Origin of the sequence: Psychrobacter raelei, assembly GCF_022631235.3 — a bacterium.
Taxonomy (GTDB): domain Bacteria; phylum Pseudomonadota; class Gammaproteobacteria; order Pseudomonadales; family Moraxellaceae; genus Psychrobacter; species Psychrobacter raelei.
Map to the genome: position 1 here is coordinate 1,513,131 of NZ_CP093310.2, position 24,517 is coordinate 1,537,647.

Annotated in this window: 13 protein-coding genes and 1 tRNA gene; 5 read left to right on the forward strand and 9 right to left on the reverse strand. The window is 44.5% G+C overall.

Features of this window, described 5'->3' with window-relative positions; genetic code table 11:
- Positions 1-87: 87 nt before the first annotated feature.
- A complete protein-coding gene (locus tag MN210_RS06420) occupies positions 88-1,650 on the forward strand; it encodes a DUF3482 domain-containing protein (RefSeq protein WP_338412829.1) in 1,563 nt (520 codons plus the stop codon).
- 40 nt (positions 1,651-1,690) lie between these two features.
- Here the strand turns inward: MN210_RS06420 and MN210_RS06425 are convergent, their stop codons facing one another.
- From MN210_RS06425 to MN210_RS06435, 3 genes are all read right to left on the reverse strand, one after another.
- A complete protein-coding gene (locus tag MN210_RS06425; protein ID WP_338412787.1) occupies positions 1,691-2,686 on the reverse strand; it encodes an ArsA family ATPase in 996 nt (331 codons plus the stop codon).
- Positions 2,687-2,727: 41 nt separating this feature from the next.
- Positions 2,728-2,994, reverse strand: a complete 267-nt coding sequence (locus MN210_RS06430) for a cory-CC-star protein (RefSeq protein WP_011960463.1) — start codon at positions 2,992-2,994, stop codon at positions 2,728-2,730.
- Positions 2,995-3,138: 144 nt separating this feature from the next.
- Positions 3,139-4,806 (reverse strand): carbon starvation CstA family protein, encoded by a 1,668-nt coding sequence (locus MN210_RS06435; RefSeq protein ID WP_011960464.1) that lies wholly within the window; start codon positions 4,804-4,806, stop codon positions 3,139-3,141.
- A 431-nt stretch (positions 4,807-5,237) separates the two neighbouring features.
- Here MN210_RS06435 and MN210_RS06440 point away from each other — a divergent pair, with 431 nt between their 5' ends.
- The gene (locus tag MN210_RS06440; RefSeq protein WP_110816569.1) at positions 5,238-5,903 is read left to right on the forward strand and encodes a hypothetical protein; all 666 of its coding nucleotides are present in this window, start codon (positions 5,238-5,240) and stop codon (positions 5,901-5,903) included.
- A gap of 90 nt (positions 5,904-5,993) precedes the next feature.
- The gene (locus tag MN210_RS06445; protein WP_338412788.1) at positions 5,994-6,560 is read left to right on the forward strand and encodes a hypoxanthine-guanine phosphoribosyltransferase; all 567 of its coding nucleotides are present in this window, start codon (positions 5,994-5,996) and stop codon (positions 6,558-6,560) included.
- An 88-nt stretch (positions 6,561-6,648) separates the two neighbouring features.
- Here MN210_RS06445 and recD read toward each other — a convergent pair whose 3' ends face one another.
- The 5 genes from recD to ppiC form a co-directional block, all read right to left on the reverse strand.
- Entirely contained in the window at positions 6,649-9,024 is a 2,376-nt protein-coding gene (gene recD, locus MN210_RS06450; RefSeq protein ID WP_338412789.1) for an exodeoxyribonuclease V subunit alpha, read from the reverse strand.
- A gap of 83 nt (positions 9,025-9,107) precedes the next feature.
- Complete coding sequence (locus MN210_RS06455; protein WP_338412790.1) at positions 9,108-13,598, reverse strand: UvrD-helicase domain-containing protein; 4,491 nt, start codon at positions 13,596-13,598, stop codon at positions 9,108-9,110.
- A gap of 83 nt (positions 13,599-13,681) precedes the next feature.
- The gene (locus MN210_RS06460) at positions 13,682-18,190 is read right to left on the reverse strand and encodes an exodeoxyribonuclease V subunit gamma (RefSeq protein ID WP_338412791.1); all 4,509 of its coding nucleotides are present in this window, start codon (positions 18,188-18,190) and stop codon (positions 13,682-13,684) included.
- A 281-nt stretch (positions 18,191-18,471) separates the two neighbouring features.
- Complete coding sequence (gene truC / locus MN210_RS06465) at positions 18,472-19,242, reverse strand: tRNA pseudouridine(65) synthase TruC (RefSeq protein WP_241879605.1); 771 nt, start codon at positions 19,240-19,242, stop codon at positions 18,472-18,474.
- A 109-nt stretch (positions 19,243-19,351) separates the two neighbouring features.
- A complete protein-coding gene (ppiC, locus tag MN210_RS06470) occupies positions 19,352-19,630 on the reverse strand; it encodes a peptidylprolyl isomerase PpiC (protein ID WP_011960471.1) in 279 nt (92 codons plus the stop codon).
- 218 nt (positions 19,631-19,848) lie between these two features.
- Here ppiC and MN210_RS06475 point away from each other — a divergent pair.
- Together MN210_RS06475 and MN210_RS06480 are read left to right on the forward strand one after the other, a co-directional pair.
- Positions 19,849-19,924, forward strand: a tRNA-Arg gene (locus MN210_RS06475).
- 167 nt (positions 19,925-20,091) lie between these two features.
- Positions 20,092-21,300 (forward strand): tyrosine-type recombinase/integrase, encoded by a 1,209-nt coding sequence (locus tag MN210_RS06480; RefSeq protein WP_338412792.1) that lies wholly within the window; start codon positions 20,092-20,094, stop codon positions 21,298-21,300.
- A gap of 63 nt (positions 21,301-21,363) precedes the next feature.
- Here MN210_RS06480 and MN210_RS06485 read toward each other — a convergent pair whose 3' ends face one another.
- Positions 21,364-24,420: an LPD1 domain-containing protein gene (locus tag MN210_RS06485; protein WP_338412793.1), complete on the reverse strand. Its 3,057-nt coding sequence runs from the start codon at positions 24,418-24,420 to the stop codon at positions 21,364-21,366.
- Positions 24,421-24,517: the final 97 nt, after the last annotated feature.

Below are 24,517 nucleotides of genomic sequence, written 5' to 3' on the forward strand. Positions count from 1 at the left end.
AACCGTATTTTTCGCTCGTATTTTTCGCTTTGATATTTACTGTGATTTATACTATTAATTTGATCAATATTTGAGTCCTTTATGACCATGCAAGATGATACCCCACAGCAAAAAAATTCGATAACGCCGGCTAAATCGAATGTAGACTTGCTCAAAGACACGCAAAATACCAGTGATGACTTGCATGGTGATGCCGTATTGACGGACCCCCATGCCAGCTCACAGTCAAAAAAGGCGACCTTAGCCACAGGAGAGGCCCTAAAGCTTGCGGTAGTGGGACATACCAATACCGGAAAGACCTCAATTTTACGTACCTTATTGCGGGATATGTACTTTGGAGAAGTAAAAAACGAAGCAGCCACTACCCGTCACGTGGAGCGAGCCATAATCAGTGACAGCCAGACTGATGAGCCGCTAGTGGCCTTGTTTGATACACCAGGGTTAGAGGATGCTTCAGGTTTAATGGACTGGCTTGAAGACCATACAGCCAGTCGCCGTGATGGCATTGAGCGTCTACAGCAGTTTTTGGCCAGTGATAGTGCTCAAGGCGGTGAGGCGGTCGCTGCTTTAAATGATTACTCCCAAGAGGCGAAGGTAATACGCCAGTTATTGGCCAGTGACATGGCCATCTATGTGATTGATGCCAGAGAGCCGGTGCTAGGCAAATACAAAGATGAGTTGGCGATTTTGTCCTGGTCCGCTATTCCGGTTATGCCTGTGTTTAACTTCACTGATAGCCAAGAAACCAATATCACTGAGTGGCAGACGATGCTGGCAAGGCGTAATCTGCACATCTCAACTCGCTTCGACTCCGTGGCCTTTGAGTTTGAAGATGAGATGAGGCTTTGGCAGAATTTGGCCACCATGCTGACCCATCCGGAGACCTTAAATCAGCTAATTACCCGTCGCCGTGAAGACTGGATACAGCTATACGAGCAGGCAGGCATCATTATCGCCCACTTCTTATTGGATGTGGCCGCTTATGTGCGCGAGATTGATGAGGACGATGATCCGCTACCTGTACTCAATGAGATGCAAGAGGCAGTCCGTCAAACAGAGCGGGCCATGCAAGGCAAATTACTTAATTTATATAAGTTTTATGATAACAGTGCTGTGGTCACCCCACTTGAGCTAAGCGAATATCAGCAAGACCCCTTTGACCCTGAGCTGCTCAAAAGTTATGGTCTACGCACCACCTCAGGTGCAGCTGCAGGCGCCTTACTTGGTCTGGGTATAGATGCAGCTGCTTTAGGCACTACCTTTGGACTAGGTGCGGCCATTGGCGGATTAGCAGGCGGGATATTGTCTAATACTGGCAGTATCGCCGATAAGATTAATGGCGTAAAACGTCTGTATATTGATCCGGCCACCTTAACCTTACTAGCCACTCGCTCACTGGATCTATTGGCCTCGCTGCGCCACCGTGGTCATGCCGCCAATGCCGACACGCCCATCACTGAGTTACAAGAGGCCAATACGCCACCTTGGAATCCCAATAAGCTACCAAGCGAGCTTAAAAAAGCACGTGGTAAACCTCAGTGGAGCAGCCTATCGAGTGGCAAAAGCGACTTGGCCGCTGAGCTTAGAGCAGATGCTGCTTGGTCATTATCCTCTAAGCTCAAGCGCTCTCGCCTGGAAGATAAAGAATAAGCCTTGGTTGGTTGGCACTGCAGCTTGGGTTGGTGCTAGCTTAAATCAACTGCTGCAGCGCTTCAACACCACGAATATCCGAAGGCTGTAGGTATACCCCATACAAAGGGTATTGCGCAAAATCTTGCCCAATGTGTGCGAGCAGTGTTTGCTGGCGCGCAGCACGGGTTTGCCAGAAGGGATCACTTTGTGTTTCAGCAATTAATTGGTTCACCACTAAAGCTGCTGGTGCCATATTCGCATGCCTTAACTGCTCGGCGGCTCGCCGCGTCTCCTCTATAGGCAAATTATCGGCAGTTAATACCAGCACCACAGCTGTGCTACGTCTATCATGCAATAGCGCACCAGCTTGCTTAAATAGCGCTTGGCGTTTGTTAAGTACCTCAACCGCCTGCTGCCATTTGTCTACCGGCTTGGCATCGGCAAAAGGATTGGTCAGGGCTGACTTAGGCTTATGTGGGCGTAAGTTATCAGCAGCGCCTTTTAGCTTAGCTTGACGGCGCTGCTGAGTTAATAACCCGTCGGTCCAAGCTGCCATCATTTCAGGCAGCATAAGCAGGCGCAGTGTATGACCTGTGGGCGCCGTATCAAAAATAACGTGCTGGTACTCACCTGTTTGTACGGTGTCTACTAGATATCGACAAATGGCCTCAAGCATCGCCGCCTCCTGTGCTCCAGGCGCACTTTTGGATAACTGTAGATGCTGCTTAATCTTCGGCAACATATCTGGATGAGCATAACTGCTAATCGTCTGCTCTACTCTAGCAAAGTGTTCCTCAATAATTAAATCAGGATTTAATTCTAAAGCATCCAAATTAGCCGCTAAGCTGCTGATGGTATTGCTTAATTTTTTATTGAACACATCACCTAAGCTGTGCGCTGGATCGGTTGAGATGACCAAGGTTTTTTGACCGCGTGCTGAGAGCTGGCTGGCTAAAGCTGCTGCGGTAGTGGTCTTGCCCACCCCGCCTTTGCCGCCCACAAATATAATGGGGAGATGCTGTAGCTGATCGACCAATTGTATGAGTTTTTGCATGTTTTTCTTCTTAAATTAACAGATGATGGGTCTGAGTGAACTTAGCAGCAGCCCCCATGTTGCAGTGGACAGCGCGGCATGCCCATACGCTGATGCCACTCATGGAACTTTTCTAAAAATATAGGCTGTAACTCCAACGTATAAAAGCTTGCAGGATTATCAATACCCAAACTTTCACAGAACAGTAGCAACATAAATAAGTCCTCTTCCTCGCGAGCTGCGCGGGCCAAGGTCTGCCGATAAGGGGCGTGATAAAACTCAGTCAATCCTTCTACAAAACGCTGCCATAGCGTAGGCTCTATACTCATGGGTTTATCTCCTTAGCTTGCTTCAGTCTTATTTTAATTATACAGACGTATTTGACATGCACCATAGTCGCCTATCAAAAATTGGGTAATAAAAATGCCGGCCTAAGCCAGCACTTTTATGTTTTTATACTTATACCATTCTTATTAAGCTTTGTTCTGTTTCCACTCGCGGCGTAAAACTGAGAAGCTCTCAAAGGTGACCATAATTGTTGCAATTAAAATGATGATATCCATCACGATTAACAGCCAGTTACCATCTGTATAGAAAGTTTTTAGCTGTAAAATAAGCGCAAATACGGCCATAATTAGCAAGAAAGACAGCGGCGCTAAAGTATACCAAACCGTCTTACCTTTACGTAACAAGATAACCGTGACAATCATTAGAGTTAAGGCGGCCATCAACTGGTTAGTGGTACCAAATAGAGGCCAAATGATCATACCACCTGAGCCATCGATACCACCAGCACCAAAGGCGATTAACAAACAGGTACCTACTGCAAGCAAAGTCGCTACCACGCCTTTTTTCAATGCTGGCAAGTTATACACCTCACCGAACTCTTGGAAAATATAGCGCTGTAGGCGCACACCAGTGTCCATAGTGGTACCGGCGAATAGTGCAGCCATAACGGTCAAGATGGTCTGCGATAATACAATCTCAATGCCCATACCATTATTTAAAATAGTCGCACCACCATCGATAAAGGCACCGATAGAGCCGTCACCAAATTTTTGGTAGATGCCTTCCCATTCCGCTAGGCTTGCAAAACCGGCTGTTGTCGCTAAGATAGCCCCTAATGCCAGCAAACCTTCACCGACTGCACCGAAGTAGCCCACGAAGCGGGTGTCTTCTTCTTTATCGATCTGCTTAGAGGTGGTACCGGTTGAAACTAGACCATGGAAACCAGAGATTGCACCACAAGCCACCGTCACGAATAATAGTGGCATAATAGAGGGCGTGCTAACTGGCAAGTTATGGTTAATGGCAGGTGCGACAATATCTGGTGTGGCAATCAAAATAGCACCAAATAATAAAATTAGACCCACAAATAGCTGTAGACCATTGATGTAATCGCGTGGCTGCAATAGCATCCAAACTGGCAATAAAGAGGCCACAGCGGCATAGAAGAATAAGAATAAAATCCAAACCGCATTGTCAGGTAGACCAAACATAGTCTCAGGCAATACTACAGGTACCAAGGTTCCAATATAAATGAGGCCATATAACGCAATAACACCCAAGGTTGAGACGATCACCAAATTCATTTTAAAGCGGTAGATACACTGGCCAATAATAAAGGCCACTACCAAGGCGCCCCATACTGGGATAACCGCTGTGGGCGTTTTGATCATCATATTGGCGATAACCACACCAAATACGGCGTTTACCATCAATAACAATAAGAAAATCACAACCATCATCAAGGTGCGCACACGGCCACCCATAACCGATCCAGCAATAGAGCCAATGGACTGGCCTTTGTTACGCATACTGGCCCAAACCGCCGACATATCATGAATACCGGCCATAAAGATAGTACCAAATACTACCCATAATACAGCTGGCACCCAGCCCCAAATCACAGCAATAGCTGGACCAATAATAGGTGCGGCCCCTGCAACTGATGTAAAGTGGTGTCCCCATAGCACATACTTGTTGGTCGGCACATAATCGATGCCATCTTTCATAGTATGGGCAGGCGTGGGGATTGAGTTATCTAGACCTAAAATGTGTTTTGCAAAGAATTTAGAATAAAATAAATAGCCACCAAGCATGGCTAAGACACCAAACAGTAAAACCACTGCACTGTTCATTTATCACTCCTTGAAAAGCCGAACGTTAGGATAGCCACTTAACAAGCACCATAACTTGTGGCACTTGGATTAGCTTACTTTTAACAGGCTAATAAAATAAAGGAAATTACTTTTTAAGAAGGCTGAATTCAATCTTATACTTTAAAGATTTGCAACAGCTTTCTTACTCAATTATTACGCTAAGGATTTATTATACCGAATAAAAGGCTCGGTAAGACAGCTGACAATGGGTTTTATTCGCAATTGCCGCTCTAAATGATAGGCACATTAAAGGTGTGTTAATTATTAATTAATAGCGATTTGTGACCCTATAGTTTTGAAACACTTTAGGTGATTGGGAATTAATTGAGTTATATTAGAACTACTTATGACGATTATTAAGCGTATTGACGATCGTCATTTATTACCTATAGGTTATAAAAGGACTTAAAATGACCCATTATTTCGGATTTGAACCCACCAATAAATTATCAAATATGATCGAAGAGGCAGAATTAAAAATCTCTTCCAATAGTGATGAGGCTTATTATCCGCTTCGTAACAGCATCTCACATCAAATTGGTCTTGAGATTATTGATAACTTGCTGGTTAATTTAATTAGCGTGATTCCTGATGAAGAACGCAAAGCGAAAATGAAAGGCATCGTCAATAAGATTGAGAGCGCAACTGATACCATGCTCAACATCTTATTGGGTAAAGACAGCAATAAAGAGGTGCTACCAAACTTTGATTATCTAAAGAACGAAACTTATTTTGAAGACCCCAATGGTATCATGCGTGTCGGCTTTAAACTTGATGAGGCGACAGCAAAAACCATCAACGAAGGTTTTGATTCAGTTACCGAAACGTCAGTAGATAAAGAAAAGCTGCAAGCAGCCCTCATGGCAATGAACCACGCCGTGGTAGACCATTTTATTACTCGCTTCTCTGAGACTTTACCACTTGGTATGTTCAAGCGTAAGTCTATCCCAGTTGCCAAGGCAGGCATTAATAAGGCACTAGAGGTGGCTATTAATAAGCTGTTTCCGCAATTACCCTTAGAGTCTTTAAATCGTTTGGTGGCGTTTTATAGACCTTTTATCATTGAAAAGCAGTAAATATTGATGGATAGCGTTAACAGGGTTGGCTCAAATTGGCTAATCCTGTTAAAATAGATCCTTTCAACAAAATAACTGCGTGTCCTTACTATGAGCCAAATCAGCAATCAAGAAATCGAGAAAACACTACGCAATTCAGAATGCTTAATCAGTAGCATTGAAGTGGCTGCTGCTTATGAGCGCCTGGCTGCTCAATTAAACCTACATTATGCAGGCCTGAACCCAATTGTTATGGTCGTTATGAATGGTGGCTTGATTCCAGCCGGTCAACTTCTGACCCACCTAACCTTCTACCATCGTATGCATTACATCCACGCAACTCGCTATCGTGACAACCAAGGTACCAATGAATTAATGTGGGCTTTTAAGCCAGACGTTAACATTGAAGGCGAGCATGTGCTTTTAATTGATGATATTTTTGATGAAGGCATCACGTTAAAGGCTATCGTACAAGAGCTGAAAAAAGAAAACCCAGCGTCAGTAGATTGCTGTGTGCTACTAAATAAGAAGCATGATCGCAAAGTAGAAGGCTTCAACGTAGATTTCATTGGTTTGGATGTTGACGACCGCTATGTTTGCGGCTGTGGTATGGATTTTCATGGTTATTTACGTCATCTTCCTGGCATCTATGCCATCAAAGAAGACAAACTGCCTTAATTGAAACACCCTATCAATTAACCAGTCTTTTAACTCAAAAGCACCTATTAGGTGCTTTTTTGTGCCGAAAACTTAGTCGCTTTAATATTTAATCAACAGCCGCCTTTTGCTCAAATTGTAAAGCAAGACCTGTATAGTGCTGCGTCGGCGTCTGCACCGCTTTTTGTAACGCACGTTTGGTACTAAAAATACTTACCTTTTTCTTAGCGCGGGTCACTGCAGTATAAATCAGCTCTTTGCTAAGCAGTCGGCTGTTGCTATTATCAAAGGTAACTGCAACATGATCAAATTCAGAGCCTTGCGACTTGTGAATAGTCATGGCATACGCGGTAGCAATCAGCTCATCATTAAGCAAATTGACCGCAATACCTTGGGTCTTATTCTCAAAAAATACCTCTAAACGGCCACCCTCACCTTTTTGCTGTGTCTGCAAACAAATACCAATATCTCCGTTAAATAGACCCAGCTCATAATTATTCTGTAACACCATAACCGGTCTACCATGAAACCAAGGACTTTTACCCAAAGGCAGCTTAAGCTGCGTCATATGCCAGCGGGTCAGATAGTCATTGATATTATGATCTCCCCATTCCCCATTGTGTCCGGCAGTTAAGATACGAAATCGGTTAAACTCACTCATAAGCTCAGAAATAGTAAGGCTTACTGCTTCTGGCACGGATTTTGCTATGGGATGCTTTATTAGTTGACGGATTTTATTTAAATATGGAAGGTAGTTTTGGGACAGCTTTGAAATGATTTTTTTATTGCTTAGGCTATTTATTAATTGATGATTAAAAACAGCCGCCTCTACATCGTCAGTCTCCCTATCAATAGCATCACTGCCCAGTTGAATGTTAACGCTTTGGAACTGTAACGCCTCGTCATGGGTTAATAGCTGCCACACCTGCTGCATGTCCGTTGGTGTTGTATTAATCTGCGTGGCCAATTTACCAATACCCGAGTCAGCATGGAAGCGGCGGCTCTCTGTCAACTGTGCATGAATGGGCTGCAATACATCAATACGGCATAAGTCGGCGAGCACTGCCCCAGCATCCACTGCGGCCAGCTGATTGGCATCCCCTAATAAGATTAGCCTTGCCCCTGGCTTAATGGCGCTCACTAAGTAATTGGCCAACTCTACGCCGAGCATTGAGGCTTCATCGACAATAATGATGTCCTCCCCCAAAGGATTACCTGCATGATAGCGTGGTCTGCCATCTCTACCGATCCCCAGCAGACGGTGAATGGTCTTTGCTTCTTGCAGCTGCACCTCTACTTGAGCGTTGTCTAAAGCCGCTTGCAGTGATTCTTGCATACGCTGTGCCGCTTTACCCGTTGGTGCCGACAGAGCAAGCCCTGCGCTGTCTGTGCTAAATCTAATCGTAGCGCCCTCCCCTAATGCTTGCTGTGCATCGCTATTTGCTTGAGCCTGCTGTAAGGCAATCACAAGCTGTGCCACGGTATAGGTTTTTCCCGTACCAGGCCCGCCCGTGATGATGCTAAAAGCGTTCTCATTAGCGACTTTAACTGCTTGTACCTGCTGAGCATTGAGATTGTCAGGAATATGGATATCTAAGGGTTTTATTGGCTGGTTTAAGATATTTTGTATGGTTTTAGCGAGGTTAAACTCAGCTTGCCAAGTACGATGCAGCCAGAAAGTTATTTTTTTGTCTGTATTTAAGTGCTTGTCTAAATGATTGTTTAAATGATTGTTGTGCGGCTGATTACTTTGGTAAATGATGGGTGTTTGTTTTGAAGTTGAGATATTTTTGCTTAGGCTATTTTCTTTGGCTAGCAGTGCCGATGACATCTGGGTAAATAAAGGGTGCTGATCTACATGTTGCATAAATTTGCTTAGGCTATTTAGCAACCCTTTTTCACTCAACTCATCTGCCTTATTATCATTTTGCATTAACTCGTATAGCTGCTGAACCAACTTAAAACGCTCAACCAGCTGAGCTTTGCTGCTATTAGGAAGGCTTAACTGTAACCACAGCTCATTACCACAGGTCATCAAAATATTAAGTAGGTTAAAGATAGGATCACTGTCCTCAGAGTGCGCAAGCTCGCCTTGAGTATCCTCTTGCGACTGTGCGATAGCAGCCAAAGCCGCATCACTGTCAATCAGATCAAACAAAGGCCCTGCCAAACTTTGTAGAATATCGCGCTGCCACGCATAAAGCTTAGCTACCTTGCCCGCTACCCTGCCCTGTAATGCCAGCTCAGTACTATTTTGGCGCAGAGTTAATACAGTATGCCCCTCCTCCAACTGCTTAGCCAACACCATAAACAGCGATTTGAACAAATAACGGTCAGTCTCTATAAAATTTGTTGACGTGTTGGTGTCACTTGGCTGTACATATGCCGCATACGTCTGAGCTCGGCGCTGTAAAATATAGTCACTAATGGTATCAGCCCAGCTCTCTTCAACGCGCATAGTTGCCGTATTGTTATTGGATTTCATTAAGTTATCAGACCTATTATTGGATGAAAGGTTTAAGGGTAATGGCTCAAAGGCTAAAAATGGATAATTAACTGTCAGCGATGCTACTGAGGCTTACCAAATAGCTTATCTAACGCTTTTACAAACTCAATGGGAATATCCCAAGCAACCAGTCCATAACGTGGGGGGTAGTCCTCAGCGCGCTCTGTCATTGCTGGCGCATAAGTCCCCCGCAAAAATACATATTCAACAGGGCCCAAATACTTAGCCTCATTACCTGTATAATCGGCGATACGCATCGATAAAAAGCGATGCAGCGCCACTTGATAAATCGCGGCTTGTAGCCAATAGCCTGCTTTACTCATCGCTAATTTTAGGGTGGTTTCATCGTAATTGCTTAGGCTATTTCCTAAAAAGTTACTTTTATAATCAACCACATAAAATTTGCCTGCATGCTCATAAACCAAGTCAATCTCACCGCGCAGATAACGATATAACTGGCTGCTACTTTGAGCTGTTAAGCGGATGTGTTTGTCAGGCTCATGGGGCAAATAACGCTCAAATAAGGTGTTAATTTGCTGCGCCTTAAAGGTTTCAGATAATCCCATATTAAAGCCCATCTCTGCAAAGCGCTGCTTGGGTGAGATGTCCACCAACCTCTGACCTGAAGCCAATAATGGCGTGTGCAAAACCTCATTAATCCAGCTCATTAATGCCTGATGCTGAAGCCCCCGCTCATCGATATGATAAGTCTTGTTATTCGCCCCTTGTCTGCTGGCTTCTAAAATGCGCTTTTGATGCGCCACACTGGCGTAGGCCAGGGGTAGCTGATAGCCACTGACCGCTCTGTCTATCACCGCAGGCCATTGCTCAGGATTGGTAAAATGTATCTTCTCAAAGATTTCATGCAAAAACGTACCCGCATTAGCACCTTTAACAAAGCTAAAGCGAATGTCATCTACAGCTTTAATGGCTAGTCCGTGCTCCTGTATCTGGGCATTTAAAGCGCCATCTGCCTCGCTAATATCAATATATGTGGCATCATCGATACGCTCATCGACCACAGCCATCGCTTGTGTGGATTCATCCAATTGACGGGCAAGCGCGGTGAAGCTGGTCTTGGCCCAGCCATAAAAGTAATTGTCTCGCATCACATCAGAAAATTTATCGTATTTGATCGGCTCTAAACGCGGCTGAGTAAGGGTAGCCTGAGTACTGTCCGTTAAGTGATGAGTTTTGGCCTTAGTATCATTGTCTTGATAAAACTCATGCACTTTTTGTCCGCGTACCATGCCTATTGATCCTTTGAGTCTATCAGGTAGCTCAAACTTCGGCTCTGATGAATCAAACCAATAAAACACCGGCTTTAGATCAAACCCAGTCTTATCTTTTGGGTCTCGCAGCACCACATAAAGCAGCTCACTGGCACGGGTAAAGGCCACATACCCGAGGCGACGAAACTCCTCAAAATCTTCTTGGGTCTCGATATCTGTATAATAGCCTGGTGTGGTCGCTGAGTCTTTTACCGCTGAAAAACGGCGCTGATTACCAGAAGAGCCCTGTACCCTCTGTACCAATGCATTAGGCGCTTGCTGAGCATTATACAAATACAACCCATAGTCTTCTTTATTGCCCGACTTGCGGCTGGCACCGCCCATGCCGAGCACATAGACAATTGGGAACTCAAGCCCTTTAGATTTGTGAATGGTCATTAGCTGTACGCCAGATTCTGTCGGCAGTGGGTACTGCTTGGCCCAGTCACTGTTGGGTGCAGCGTCTATGTTTTGTCTAAACCACGCCAGCAGCTCATGTTCACCCATACCCATACCATACTGTGCCAAGATATCCATCACATGGCGCAAATCCATGATATGTCGATCGCCTTCAGGATGAGCCGCTAAAGCTTGCCAAACACCTTGCGGCTGAACACTGCTTTTATCTAGCAAATAGTGCATCGCTGATAAGATGCCGAAATTCTGCCAACGCTGAGCCGCTTCTTTAAGATAGCTGATGACATCTTGATAGCTTTTTTTGCCAGTATCCCCTTGGATACTACCGTTAGTGGCACTATTGGTATGAGCAGCTACTTTTACGGCTGCCTCATCGCTTTGAGCGACACCTGATTCATGGTCGGTCATCATCGCTTTGACCTCTTTGATGCTCAGCCCATACAGATGGCTGGTCAGTACGCGATTAATCATGTCGTGACGGTATGGATAGAGCATGGCGCTCAGTAAAGCAGCCACGTCTTCAGCCATGATGGTCTCAAAGATACTCACGTCACTGGTGGTCAAAGTCGCTACATTTAACTTAACCAGCTCATCCTCTACCCGCTTTAAGTCTTTTTTGGCACGTGCCAGCACCCCAATGTCACTAGGCTGAATAGGTTTACCTTTTAAGGTCTGTCCGCTGTTTAATAAAGCGGCAATATGGCGTGCTGTCACTTCATGCTCATCGTATTCAAGCTCTTTGTCATAAGGCAGATGCAAGACGCTGACAGGCTTAGCAGATAGCACGTCAGTAACTAAATCAACTTCTGTTGTTGCAGCGCTGCTTGATGTAGCGGCTTGATGATTCTCTAAGTCATTAAACCAGGACAACTGCTTCTCAAGCTTGGCTGCAGTAATGTGCTGATAATAAATGTGACTGCCGAGCTCAGCAAATTTGTTCTCGCTTGTCGTGGGCGTCGGCATACCAAACCAGCAGTTTAAGGCGTCAATGACCCCTTTGTTAGAACGGCGGTTGATATCTAGTGTCCATAGACTACTTTTATCAAACTGGGCTTTCATATAATTATAGTTGGCAACATCGCCACCGCGGAAGCCATAAATGGCTTGCTTTGGGTCGCCAACCAACAACAAAAACTCTTGATTAGACTTGGTATTAGTTGACTGCTTATCCTCATCGCCTGTCTGACTGCCTGAGTGCTGACGTTTATTGTTCGGCAGATAAATACTTTCAATCATAATGGCTTGCTCGCCATTGATGTCTTGCGATTCATCAATAAGCGCAACCGGATAATGGTGGCGGATATAACGTGCCAGCTTCTCTCCCTGACGGCCAGTCAATGCCTGATTCAGACGTACCATTTGCAGGCTAAACGTCGTCTCGCCACGCTCTTCTAAAATGACCGGTAATCTGTCACGGACAGCCAGTACAATATGACGATTAAGCGTGGCCAACAATAGCAAAATATGCTGATTTAAACGATCCATCTTATCCATAATGGACATTAACTGGCAGATGGTTTCTAGCTCGAACAAGGCTTGATGCTGTTTTTCTTTATTCTTATTAAAGTTCTTTATTTTTCCGTCATCATTGGGGAACTGAGCATCTCTTAATGACCCCAATAGTTTTTTAGCATCTTCATTTAGGTAACTCTCAAAGCTCACGCCTTTGTCAGCGATTACCTCATGAATCTCAGTAATAAATTCAAACCGAGTCTGTAGACTAGATCGACCATTAAATCCTTGTGACTTTCGATAATCAGGATTTAAGTACGGCTCAATATCTGTCAAATCAAGCTTAGCAAAACCCTCTAGCAACTGCTCCAAATCAGCGAAGTCAAAAGCCTCATTTAGCGCCACCTCATCAATAGGTGCAGAAATAAAGTTAAGCGAGCGGCTCACATAGGACTTATGATCACTAACATCGGTCAGCTTGCCTTGCTGCTCCATGAGTGCATATAGCTTAGGCTGCTCGTAATACAAACGGCTTTGAAACTGTCGCAGCTCATCATGAATAATACTGTCGGTCACCTGCTCAATCTGACTGTCTTCAATAATGGCCATACCTTGCTGATGACCTGTCTCACTGCTATATTCTGCCAGCCATTTTTGTGCCAGACTATCAAGCGTGCCCACAAACAGTTTATCAAGTGTGGTTAATACCAGTGCGGTGCGGCGAATGGCATCTGTCATCGGATAACTGTGTATATGATCCAGCAAGTAACCCACCAAGTGCAGGTTAATCGGGTCTTGCATGATGTCATCTAAACGGGCATTTTTTGCCTGCTCTACCAACCACTTGGCACGAATCTTCTTGGCAGTGGCTTTGTGCGCTGCTTCTCGCTGTTTGTCATGCGCTAAGTCTTGGTTAAGCTCATCGTCAGCAAGACTAGCATTAGCCGCTTTGTCTGCCTGTTTATCTGCCTGTCGTTGATCCCTACTGGCCTCAGGGGTGACCTGCAGGATATCTGGATATAAGTGCTCTTTATTGGCCAAATCTGCACTTAGGTTATTGACCCATTGCAGCAGTTGATAAAAATCCACCAAGCGATCATGAATACGCTGACGCATCTCAGCCGCTGCCGCTCGGGTAAAAGTGGTCGCTATAATTTGCTCAGGCGCACGCCGCGCCTCGATAAGTAGCCGCAGTACAATACCAGTTAAGGTCCAAGTCTTACCTGTGCCCGCTGACGCCTCGATAAGATGTCGACCGCTTAACGCCACATCAACAGCCGGTATCACCTCCTTGTTATGCTCCTGATGCGACTCATTGGGCACATCGCTGTCAGCATGCGCATACGAGGCTAAATCATCTGCTAGCCCTTGTGCTTGGGTATCTAAGGTCGTGTTATCAGTGATGTCTGTCATAGGTAGATATACTTTTTTAATTATTGTCTATAGGATCAATATCGTAGCTTAATTACTCAATGTGCCGGTCTAACTGGCTGATCTTATCCCTCTAGCCCATTAAGCGTGTCAAACATAGGCGAATACAAAGGCTGTGCCAAAGCCATCAAAGCAGTGGCTAGTGCGCTAAAGGCATCTTGATCGCGCAGAATATATTGCCAAATAGCATGCTGCGAGCAAGTGTCATAGACCGCATCTGACGTGTAGTTAGGGAACAGCCACTCTGAGAAATCACCTCGTTTTGGCCAATATTCAGCGCCCTCATCTTCTTGCGCTTTTAGGCAGTTGTCCAAGTAGCCAAGCGCATACTCTGGTAATAAGGTGAGCGGTATTTGACCAGATAGATTGGCAAAAATGGCCCACTTAACCAGCTCAATGACAGCATCCTCATAAACGATGGGGCCAAGCTTAAATGCTGTGGCTTTCTCAAGCTTTTTGGCCTTAGTGCCTGACTTATTAAAGCGCCAAATGCTCATACCATCATTTAATGCCGCCTGCTCAGCTGTGGTGCGTCTGGCAACCTGCCAATACAAGTGCGATAACCAAAACTTAAGCAGATGTCTGGGACTGGCAGAATTGGGCAGGATATTAAACCAGTGCTTAGGCGACTGCTCGGCATAAGAGATGCCTGCTTGTAGCTGCGCGCCTTTGTCATTAACCTGTATGGGTACCACACCTTTGATCTTAATTGTTTGGGGTAAAAGGGCTAGTAAAGATGCGCTCTGTTTTTGTGGCAACACACGTGCCAAATCTACTTGTACAGGATGCTCGATAGTGGGGCTGATAATCGGCAAGCCCACATCCGCCTCGTGAACTTCAATGCCGTTAGCGAGCAACTGCTCTTGAAAAGCTTGGCATTGCTGCTGCAGCTTTTGTTGTTGATTGGGTAAAGTGGTATGGCGTGCTACCCCAGCTGGCATGATTTTTTGATACATTAAAATTGGTGTGGCTTGAGCCGCTGATGTCTCTATACTTTGGGCGTTGTCTGAACCCATCGCTGGCGAAGCATTTGCCAATTGATGAATCAAATAATCTTTGATCTGGTAGGTGCTGAGGCTATTCAAAAACAGCGGCTCTTGATGTGCCATCGCCTCCTCACCTTGAACCACATGCACCTCTTGTGCCCGTAAAAAGGCCTTGGCAGGATGGCGTACTTGATAGGCAAGCGCCCCTTCAACATCAATCTCACCAATATCAAACAGCCGTTGGGCCAAGGCTTTATTCTGCTCATTACTATTTAAATCAGCATCAACTGACAACAGATCAGTTAAGGCAGGCAAATTTTGATTGTCGATATCCCCCAATTGTCCCAAGCCAGATCCCAATAACTGAGCAATTGCTTCATAATGCGCTTTGTTAGGTAAGCTGACCAGCTGCGGATGTGCCTTAGAGTCTCGAGATTTTAAGGTATGAAATACCGCTTGCCATAGAGGGGCTGGTGGGAACTGACGCTGCTGCGCCAGTTTGGTTTTTTGCATCGCTTTATTTAATAGGCCCTCTAAAGCGTCAAACTCAGACGGCTCATCATTGGCACCATTTAAGTCAGCTGAATTCTTCTGAGTTAAATCCTTTTTAGCGGAATCCTGTACTGCTACCTGCTGGGTGTCATTTTTATTGCTTAGGCTATTTTTTTGTAATGCAACACTGTCTTCAACTGCCCTACCATTTTCTAGCGGTTGCTCAAATAAGCGCTTATCAAAGGGCAGTGCGGGATGCTCGGTCACCAGCCACTGTTTGACAAGCTTTGGTAAATGACGCTTTAGGCTCTCGGTAGTGGGGTCTACCACCTCTGACAAACTGTCGAGTGAATTGACTTGCCACTGCACCTCGCCTTGCAAGAATTGCAGCAGCTCGCTGACAGGGTTGGCCGGTAAATGCTCATGAGTATCGGTTAAACTTTGACCGTTATAAAATATCCAGCAGGCACTGCGCGCGCATAATAACGCATCTAAAAATGCACCATTGTCATCGTCTTCACTCACTCTATCGCCACGGCGTGATAGGGTCGCCTTCATCAAGTCATAGCGATTGTCACGGTCACGTGCGGGAAACTCAGAGAGATTCATATTGAGCATGACCACCAAATCAAAGGGCACATTTCTTAATGCCCCAAAACGGCCGAAGGTAATCACCCCTGTCGGCTCGGCACTCACCTGCTGACTCTCAAGCTCCGCCTCGATACTATCTAGCATAAAGCTGAGCTTCAAAGGTAGCTGCTCAACCCTTGCCAGCCTTTGCTCAACCTCTTGGTTATTGGTATTGTCACTACTGGCATAGTGTCGATAATGACGGTTGGCGCGCAGGCTCGATTTAAAGCCGTTCATGGCATTATAAATGGCGCGCATACTGCGGGTTTGATCCACATCGCCAAAATAACGGTGAATCACTTGTCGCTCAATTTGATTCAGCCAATCCTCTGCCTTTAGCTTTTGTTTGTGATCATTACGTCTTGCCAGTAGCCCGCTATAAATGCGGCATAGGGCCTCAATAATCGGGGCATCATTGAGGCTCACTTCAGGCAATGGCAAGCTCATCTCAGCAATGGCTGTGCTTGGCCATTGCTGGGCATCAAGCGGATACAAGCAATCGCTCATTTGTGCCTCTGGCATAATCAGCCCCAACGTTAACCTATCTAGCGCTTGGGCGAAACTAAAGCGGTAATCAAAGTCATTGCCGTCTAAGGTTTGCTTAAGATGCTGCTCATCAAAGCCTCTAATGAAGCCTGCCTCTACCAATAAATCACAGCCACGGCTCATCTGATCATGGGTCAAACCAAAGCTTTCATATAGCGGCGGTAGCATCAGCCAATCTAGCACCTCCGCGGCTTCAAAGCGGGCACTGTCACTGCCAAGCAGTTTATAAAACCCAATAATCGCCTCCCATAATTGGCGAATGGAGGCGTCAACCACACCGGTGACTTTGGCCGGCAAGGTCAGCCCATCTTGACCCCTACCATTGACAAAGATTGAGCTAATCAGTGCATGATGGCGCTCCACATCGGGCAGCAGCACCACGATGTCAGAGATATGACGCTTTTTTGTACCCGGCGGCAGTGGCTCATTAAGCCAGCGTCCAATCATAATACGCAGCACCTCGAGCTGACGCTGCAAGCTGTGGCACGAATGAATACTGAGGCTATTATCTTGTGAGGATATTGACCACAGACGCTCTTTTTCAAAGCGTTTGTTCTCAAGTACCTCATCCTCATACCAGGCAGCAGCATTGGCATCATCGAAGCTTAACTCGATTTGCTCGCTAATAGCCTGTGACACTTTAACTGCTGTGGCTTGCTGGGTAGAGCGCTCATCAAGCATCAGCACATCATTTTGTAGCCGTCTTAATAAGCTGGGGCTGTTGTGAGGTTGATAAGAGGGGGCGTCATGTGCGTTATCATCGCTATCAATATCTGCCTTAGCACCAAACTCATCGCTCAAGTCCCCAAACTCGCCATCTTCAAAATTATCTTGCCAATCCACAACGGCATCACCATGCAGCTCGTTACCGGATAAATTAGCAAGCATGGCAAAAGTATCACGAGACTGTTTACCCAGACGTGACAGCAAACTGTGCCCATAATCACGTAAAAACACACTCTCAGGGTTAATAATCTGCTGGCGCTGTAGCCACGACTTATCTACGATATCTGCCCAAAATAGCTTAGAGGGGTTGTAGTGCAGTAAGGTGATGTCCATGTAACGTGACAAACGCTGCAAAAAATCAAGCTCAGTCTGCGGTAGCTGCTGAATGGTAAAAATACGCAGTACTTTGGGCAACTGATCTTGCTCGCCCGCCTTATTGCTCTGTAATGCGTGCCAAAAGGTTTTTTCTAACTGGACACGGTACTGATGCACATCAGCGAACAATTGCGACCACAGATAACGCTGAGCCGCTTCCAATTCTACATAATGCGCCACCAGCCATTCTGGAGTACCGCGTGCATATTGATCAAAGCGCAAAGACAACGTATCTTTTTCTGCAATCAACGCATCCACATCAAGTGGCTTATTAGCCGACCACAGGCTTAACCAGTCCTCACGGTGGGTTAAATAGCGGTTAAACACCCGTGCCAAATCACTTGCCAGCTGCCAGATACGCGCATCTTGCTGTGCTTGGTCTGGCTCAACACCTTCTTGTGGCGCATCCATCAATGAGGACAACAATGGATATACCGGATGCTTATCATCCTCAATGATAGTGTGCTGATAATAGGTCAGATAGCCAAACAGACGCCACTGCATGACCGTGGGTGACAGCACAGCCACCTCAGGCACGTTAAGCACCGCCGCATCAGGATCAGATTGCAGCAGATAAGCATTATGCTGACTGAGTACATCTTGCATCAGTGTCCACTGGTATTGACCCCAGAACTTAGTCATCACAAGCGTACTGATACCAGCACGGCTGGCAATGGTTTTATCAAGCCAATCACCTAAGACCATTGACGGCACAATCACCACAAAGGGATCAAAAATAGACTGCTGCACTGATTGGTATTCGACCAGCAGTTCATCGACTAAGTTTTCGGTGCGATGTGATTGGATAATCTTGAACATAAGGAGGCAATCTTTTGTTAATGGAAGTTCAAATAAATACAGTCATAGCAAAGATACAACGCTCATATAAGCATAACTCATTATGACAAAAAGAAAACCATCAAACACCACTATAACGTCAACTACTGTCGCAAAGAGTTGACACCATTTTTATTGTTATTATGATTGTGATTTATGTTCTGAATGTCGTCAGAATTACAAAGCATTGCTACCTATAAATACAAGGTTAACTCCGACGATGTGTCGATGAGAGGAGGTTTGATTAACTCAATTATCACATGCTAAGGGTTTGCACTATCTGTCCAAGAAAACGCTTCCAAAATTCGAGTCCATTGATCGTCAAAACCTGCTTCGAGCATCAACGGCTCACCAGTAACAGGATGAGTGAGCGATAAAGTCTGAGCATGTAACAGCATGCGCGTGCAATCATATTGAGTACGAAAAAATTTATTGTGGCGTCCGTCACCGTAGCTGGTGTCACCTATGATGTGATGGAACAAATGTCTCATGTGACGGCGTAGCTGATGTTTTCGCCCCGTCTCAGGTATTAAACGCATGAGACTATAGCGGCTAGTATCGTGCTTTTTTGATACTGCAAATGGTAGCTCAATCTGGGCTAAGCTCTGCCAGTGAGTGACCGCTTCTTGAGCAGGCTTGTCTAAGTTGGCAAACTTATCAGCGATGGCATCGGGCTTAAAGCTTAACGCATAATCAATGCTGCCCTGCTCTGTCATAAAGCCGCGCACCACCGCTAAATAGCGTTTAGTAACTTTGCGCTCAGTGAAAGCTTCGGTCAAGCTGCGTGCCACAGCAGCGCTCTTAGCAAACAACAATACGCCCGATGTTGGCCTGTCTAGCCTATGTACTGGAAAGACATGGCAACCTACGGCATCACGGGTTAGTTGCATTGCAAATCGTGTCTCACCCTTATCAAGCCAACTGCGATGCACCAATAGACCCGCTTCTTTATTAATTGCGACCAGATGCTCATCTTCATAGATAATATCTATTTTATTGTCAATTTGGTTATCGGTGCCACTTTCAATATCCATCTTTATCCGTCTTTTTTAGGCCTTAATTTTAGATAGGTCACCTTTAAGTCCTATCCTCATCTCAACTGTGTTTGCATAGCCTTTACTGTTCAGGCTCAGATTATAGTGCTTAGTTTCTGTAAAGCACTTTAACCACATGCCAACCAAATTTTGTTTTTACCAAATGCGGTGTCAACAGCTCGCCATTGAAGCAGACTTTATCAAATGCTGGTACCATTTGACCTTTTCTGAATTCACCTAAGTCGCCGCCCTTTTTACCTGATGGACAGGTTGAATGCTTCTTAGCCAGCACATCAAAATGTGCGCCCTTATTAAGCTTGGCAATAATCTCTTCAGCCAGTTCTTTGTCTTTTACTAAGATATGTAATGCGCTTGCCGTACGAGCCATAATGTACATCCTCCATAACTATCGATTATCGCGGCATTATAGCACTAGTGACTTTGGTTTTTAGTCCAACGGGTAGATCGTTGTTATTTTATTTACAAAATAATCTGATGGTTTTTAACCAGTAAGATACACTGAGGCCTGCGGTTTATGTTTATCTGTCAATGCCAAAAAAAATGGGTAAAACGCTGGTTTTGTTATGATAAAATAGCTTTATTTATGTGCCTATAGCTCAACAGGATAGAGCAGTTGCCTCCTAAGCGACCGATCGAGGTTCGAGTCCCTGTGGGCATACCAAATTACTATACCTTACTATACCATATTGCCCCGTATCCCTTATGATACGGGGCTTTTTGTTAACTTTAATAAACTTTATCGTACCATAAAGACCCCTTGCATACCGTCAATTTTACGGTAATATAAGCGGTATTACCGAAAATACCGTTAAAGGATACCGTAAAATAATGGCCAAAATTACTGCACCCCTTACAAATACTCAGGTTAAGCAGGCTAGAAATACCGATAAGCCTTATAAATTGTCAGACGGTGGCGGACTTTATCTATATATATCAAGTACCGGCACAAAATCTTGGCGCTTTGATTACACTAGGCCGTTTACTAAAAAACGGGCCACGCTTACATTTGGTCAGTACCCTGAAATCTCGCTTGCCGGCGCGCGAACCATACGCGCCGAGTACAGGGCATTACTAGCAATTGACATTGATCCAGCTGACAAAATACGTGATGAGGCACGCCAACAACGCTTAAAACAAAATAACACTTTTGAGATTGTGGCTGCTGAGTATATCGAGCGCCAAACTCATCTATCGCAAGATACAATCGACCACAAAGCCAGATATGCTATGTATTTGAGCCAACACTTAGGCCGCATGCCTATTTCAGATATCAAACCAATTGACGTACTTGATGCATGTCGTAAAGTTGAAAAGCAAGGGTATCTTGAGACAGCAAAGAAAATGCGCTCGCTAGCAGGTCAGGTATTTAGATACGCAGTACAGACGGCAAGATGTGAGCGTGATGTTACTCAAGACTTAAAAGGAGCTCTTAAGCCACCAGAAGTAAAGCATTATCCCGCAATTACCGACCCGGAAGAATTTGCTATATTGCTACGTGCGATTGACGACTATGACGGGATGTTTGAGACGCGTATCGCTATCAAAATAATCCCTCATCTTTTTGTTAGAAGTGGTGAGTTGCGCAATGCGCTATGGGAAGATTTCGACTTTGATGCCCGAACCTGGACATTCACACCGCGTAAAACTAAGCGCAAAACCGGCGTATCTCTGATCGTACCTCTATCTGACCAGGTTTATGATCTATTCAAACAATTAGAGCCGCATAAACGCAGCGATTTTGTATTTCCATCGCTACATTCAACAATACGGCCAATGAGCGAAAATACATTAGGTCAGGCTCTAAAGCGCCTGGGATTTAGTGGTGAACAGCATACGGTACACGGTTTTAGAGCATCAGCTAGAACAATGCTGGTTGAGCGACTCAAATACGATGAATCGTTAGTAGAAATGCAGCTTGGCCATAATGTGCGAGATATGCACGGTAGGGCCTACAATAGGACCATATTTTTAGATGAGAGGCGAGAAATGATGCAGACCTGGTCGAACTATCTAGATGAACTTAAAAGCTCAGTATAGCTTGTGGTATGACAGACAGCCACTAAAAAGCCCTTCTAGGTCAACCTAGGAGGGCTTTTTACGCTACCATTGAATCAAATGGTCAAGCACGAACTGACCATATGGTTGAGCTCCAAAAATAGAGTCCATCAAAGCTTCATCGGCTGAGGCATTTTCAAATACCTTCTCATCTTTAATTATTTCGAAAAGCTTATCAAATGCCGCGTTAATACGCGCACGCTCGTTACCCTCAGGGTAAGCTTTATGTACGCCATCGTATAAATCATTGTTAGCACCATAGCTCAAGTAATCATTACGGCGTCCTTGTGCCTCCAGGCTATCCTCAAGATATGCCTGGAATGCTCTTGCCGCCATTTCTCTTGTTGAAGACCAATACGGCTTGGCACGTGTTCCATCAAGGGATACCGAATTTGCTTTAAACTTAGACGATATAAGGCCGGTTTCAAGAACGACCTCTTGTCCTGACTTATCTTGATTGTAGTATGCAGCCGCCACTTTTCGCCATGCTGTATGCTGTTTGCTGCGCCGACTTCTATTAGCTCTCCCGTATATACTGTCAATCGCTCTTACAGCGCCGCTGGCATTGCCTGCATCTAAGATTAATTTTGTCGTCCTATTGAGCTTGTCAGGATTAATATTTAATTTTGCCAGCTCAATATCTTTTTCTGTAATCTTAAACACTTCAGGTGTATAAGTATCACCAATAAACATAGCATCTTGCAAGTCTTTAAAAGCCTTTGATATTTTAGAATTACTAGCAAGGCTTGGTTTTTCCGTTAAATAATTACCTGCTCCAACAGCTTCTTCATTACCTAGCACTTCACCTAAAATGTTATCGATAGCATGAAACCATTCATGGCCAAGCGAGCCACCACCACGCATCTTAGTTAAGTTGATAACGCGCTGAACTGGCTCATAATGAGCAAGCGCTCCTCCTCTACCACGCGCGCCAAAAGCCATTGCCAACCTGCCGTTAAACCCAAGCGCTTTATGGTTAATACCGATAATATCTGACAAATCAAACATTGCTGCTGCCGTATTTTTTACATGAAACTCAGCGCTAGATTTTTCTTTTAAAATCCAATCTCCTGATTGAATATCTCTGAAGCCAAATTCATCCTTAAGCTCTTTGGTAGAGTTGATGACAACTTCTTTCCCACCCTTACGCTCAATTTGTTCAGCAACAATTAATTCAAAGGTTGTTTTTTTCTTACCTTTTTTACCACCACTTCCAGTCTTGCTGCTATCTGTAATAGTCAGCCCCCAGTCGTCATATTTACCATCTATGGCTAGGTTTAGGTGTTTAACAAAGGCTGATGAAGTACGCTCAATAATTGCCCAGAATCTCTCACCAAGAGCTACCCATTGCTGAATGCTCCTATTTGTAGTTAATGTCTCAAATGCCCCTATTGCATTGATAGCTTTTAAAGCAATATTGTACTCTTTCCACTTTTTAAACTTATTAGCATCTACAATGCCTTTGCCAATGTAGCTCCCACTAAACTGGCGTTCGGGGTATTTTTCTGTAGCCCAGCTCATTACCCACTTTTGTATATTATATTCAATTGGGTTTATACCCTCTTCCTTAGCCATTTTAGCAAGTCCAGCAATCGCTTCTTTGTATAACGCCTCACTCTCTTCTTCCATCTCAGTTCTTAATGCATCTTGCTCTGAGGATAGAGTTTTGTACTTATCTGCGACGTCTGTACTAAGCATTGAGCCACCAAGTTCACCTGCGATAGCAACAAGTTCATTGTACAAATCACGAGGCGTGACACACTTACTAATGCGTGCTTTTAACGTATCAATACCTGATACATAAGCTTTACGCATCATCTGTTTTTGCTCGGCCACACCAAGCTCATCTGCTAATCTTGCAAATGCAAGTAATTGATCTTGATTGTAGCTTATGTTTCTACGACCAGCATAAGAGTTTTTAGCAAATTCAACTAAGTCCCAATGAGGTTCTGTTGCCACAGACGCCAATACCTTTTGAATTAAAAAAGCGGTACCAGGCTCAATACCATTATCTTTTAACTCATTGTAGTCAACCTGACCCATAATATTTGATTTTTTAATTAGGGACTCAGCAAGCAGCGCATCAGTTTCAATTTCTGACCAATCAATATCCTTAACCTTTACAGCCACCCCATCTTTGGCTAACTCTTTTATTCGGTTACTTGCCAGCTCTTTTTTACTGCCAGCAATATAACCTGTATCAGCATACCGATAGTTATCATCATTAGGGTTGTCGCTATACTCAGAATTAGAAGGCTCTAATTCTTGCACTTCTAGCGTATCTAGTAAAATTTCATATGCTGTATTACTGCCAACATTCTCAGCATATGAAACATCATCAAAAGCTGTACTATCGTTGACATCATTATTACTGTGTGATGTAATAGTTAAAAGCTCGTCACAACGCCTCAAGCTGGGCTGATTGTCTAAATCAGACTTGTTCAGCCAATGAGGAAGGTGTGACGGGTTTTCTTCGCTATACATTCCGTCTAGCTGCCTTGAAGTCAAATTGTATGCAGCGTGGTCACCCATCTCCCTTTCTGCTACTTTGATTCTTGCATGGTAATCTTTACTTGCTACTGTAATGATTTTGCTAAATTCATAAAAAGCTATCAAACTGTCTGAGCGTTCTTTATTAGCAGGCTCTCTTGCGCCTATTTTTCCTTCTAGTAGAATTTGTGGAATACGAGGTGTAGCTAAAGCAATTGGCTCACGCTTGGCCTGCCATGTCATTTTATTTTTAGATTTGCTATTCAAAACAACCAATCCAAGAGTCGTCTTAACCGCCCTACCAGACAGGTATTTTTTAAAAAAATGCATTGCGGATTTTTTATGATCACTGTTGTTTTGTTCGAGTAACTCTTGAAATTTATTATCCGCTTTTTTAATGTCCCATGATGTAATGGCATCATAAGCCGCACCTATACTGGCTCTATTATCTTTTGGGCTGCTTGTATCGTCGATATCACTTAACACGCCAAGCTTAACAAGCTCGTTACGAACAAGGGTTGATACTTCTAGCTTATCTTCTACGCTAGTTGCTGAATGTAATTTCTTTAGGGCTGTTTGAAGCGGTACCAAGCGGTCAATATCAATAATCATAAAAATAATTTCCTAATATATGATGAATATGTAATATTGTTGCAGATAGCATTGCTCATGGCGTGCTATGTTCCTAATTTCAAACTCCCTAAAAGGA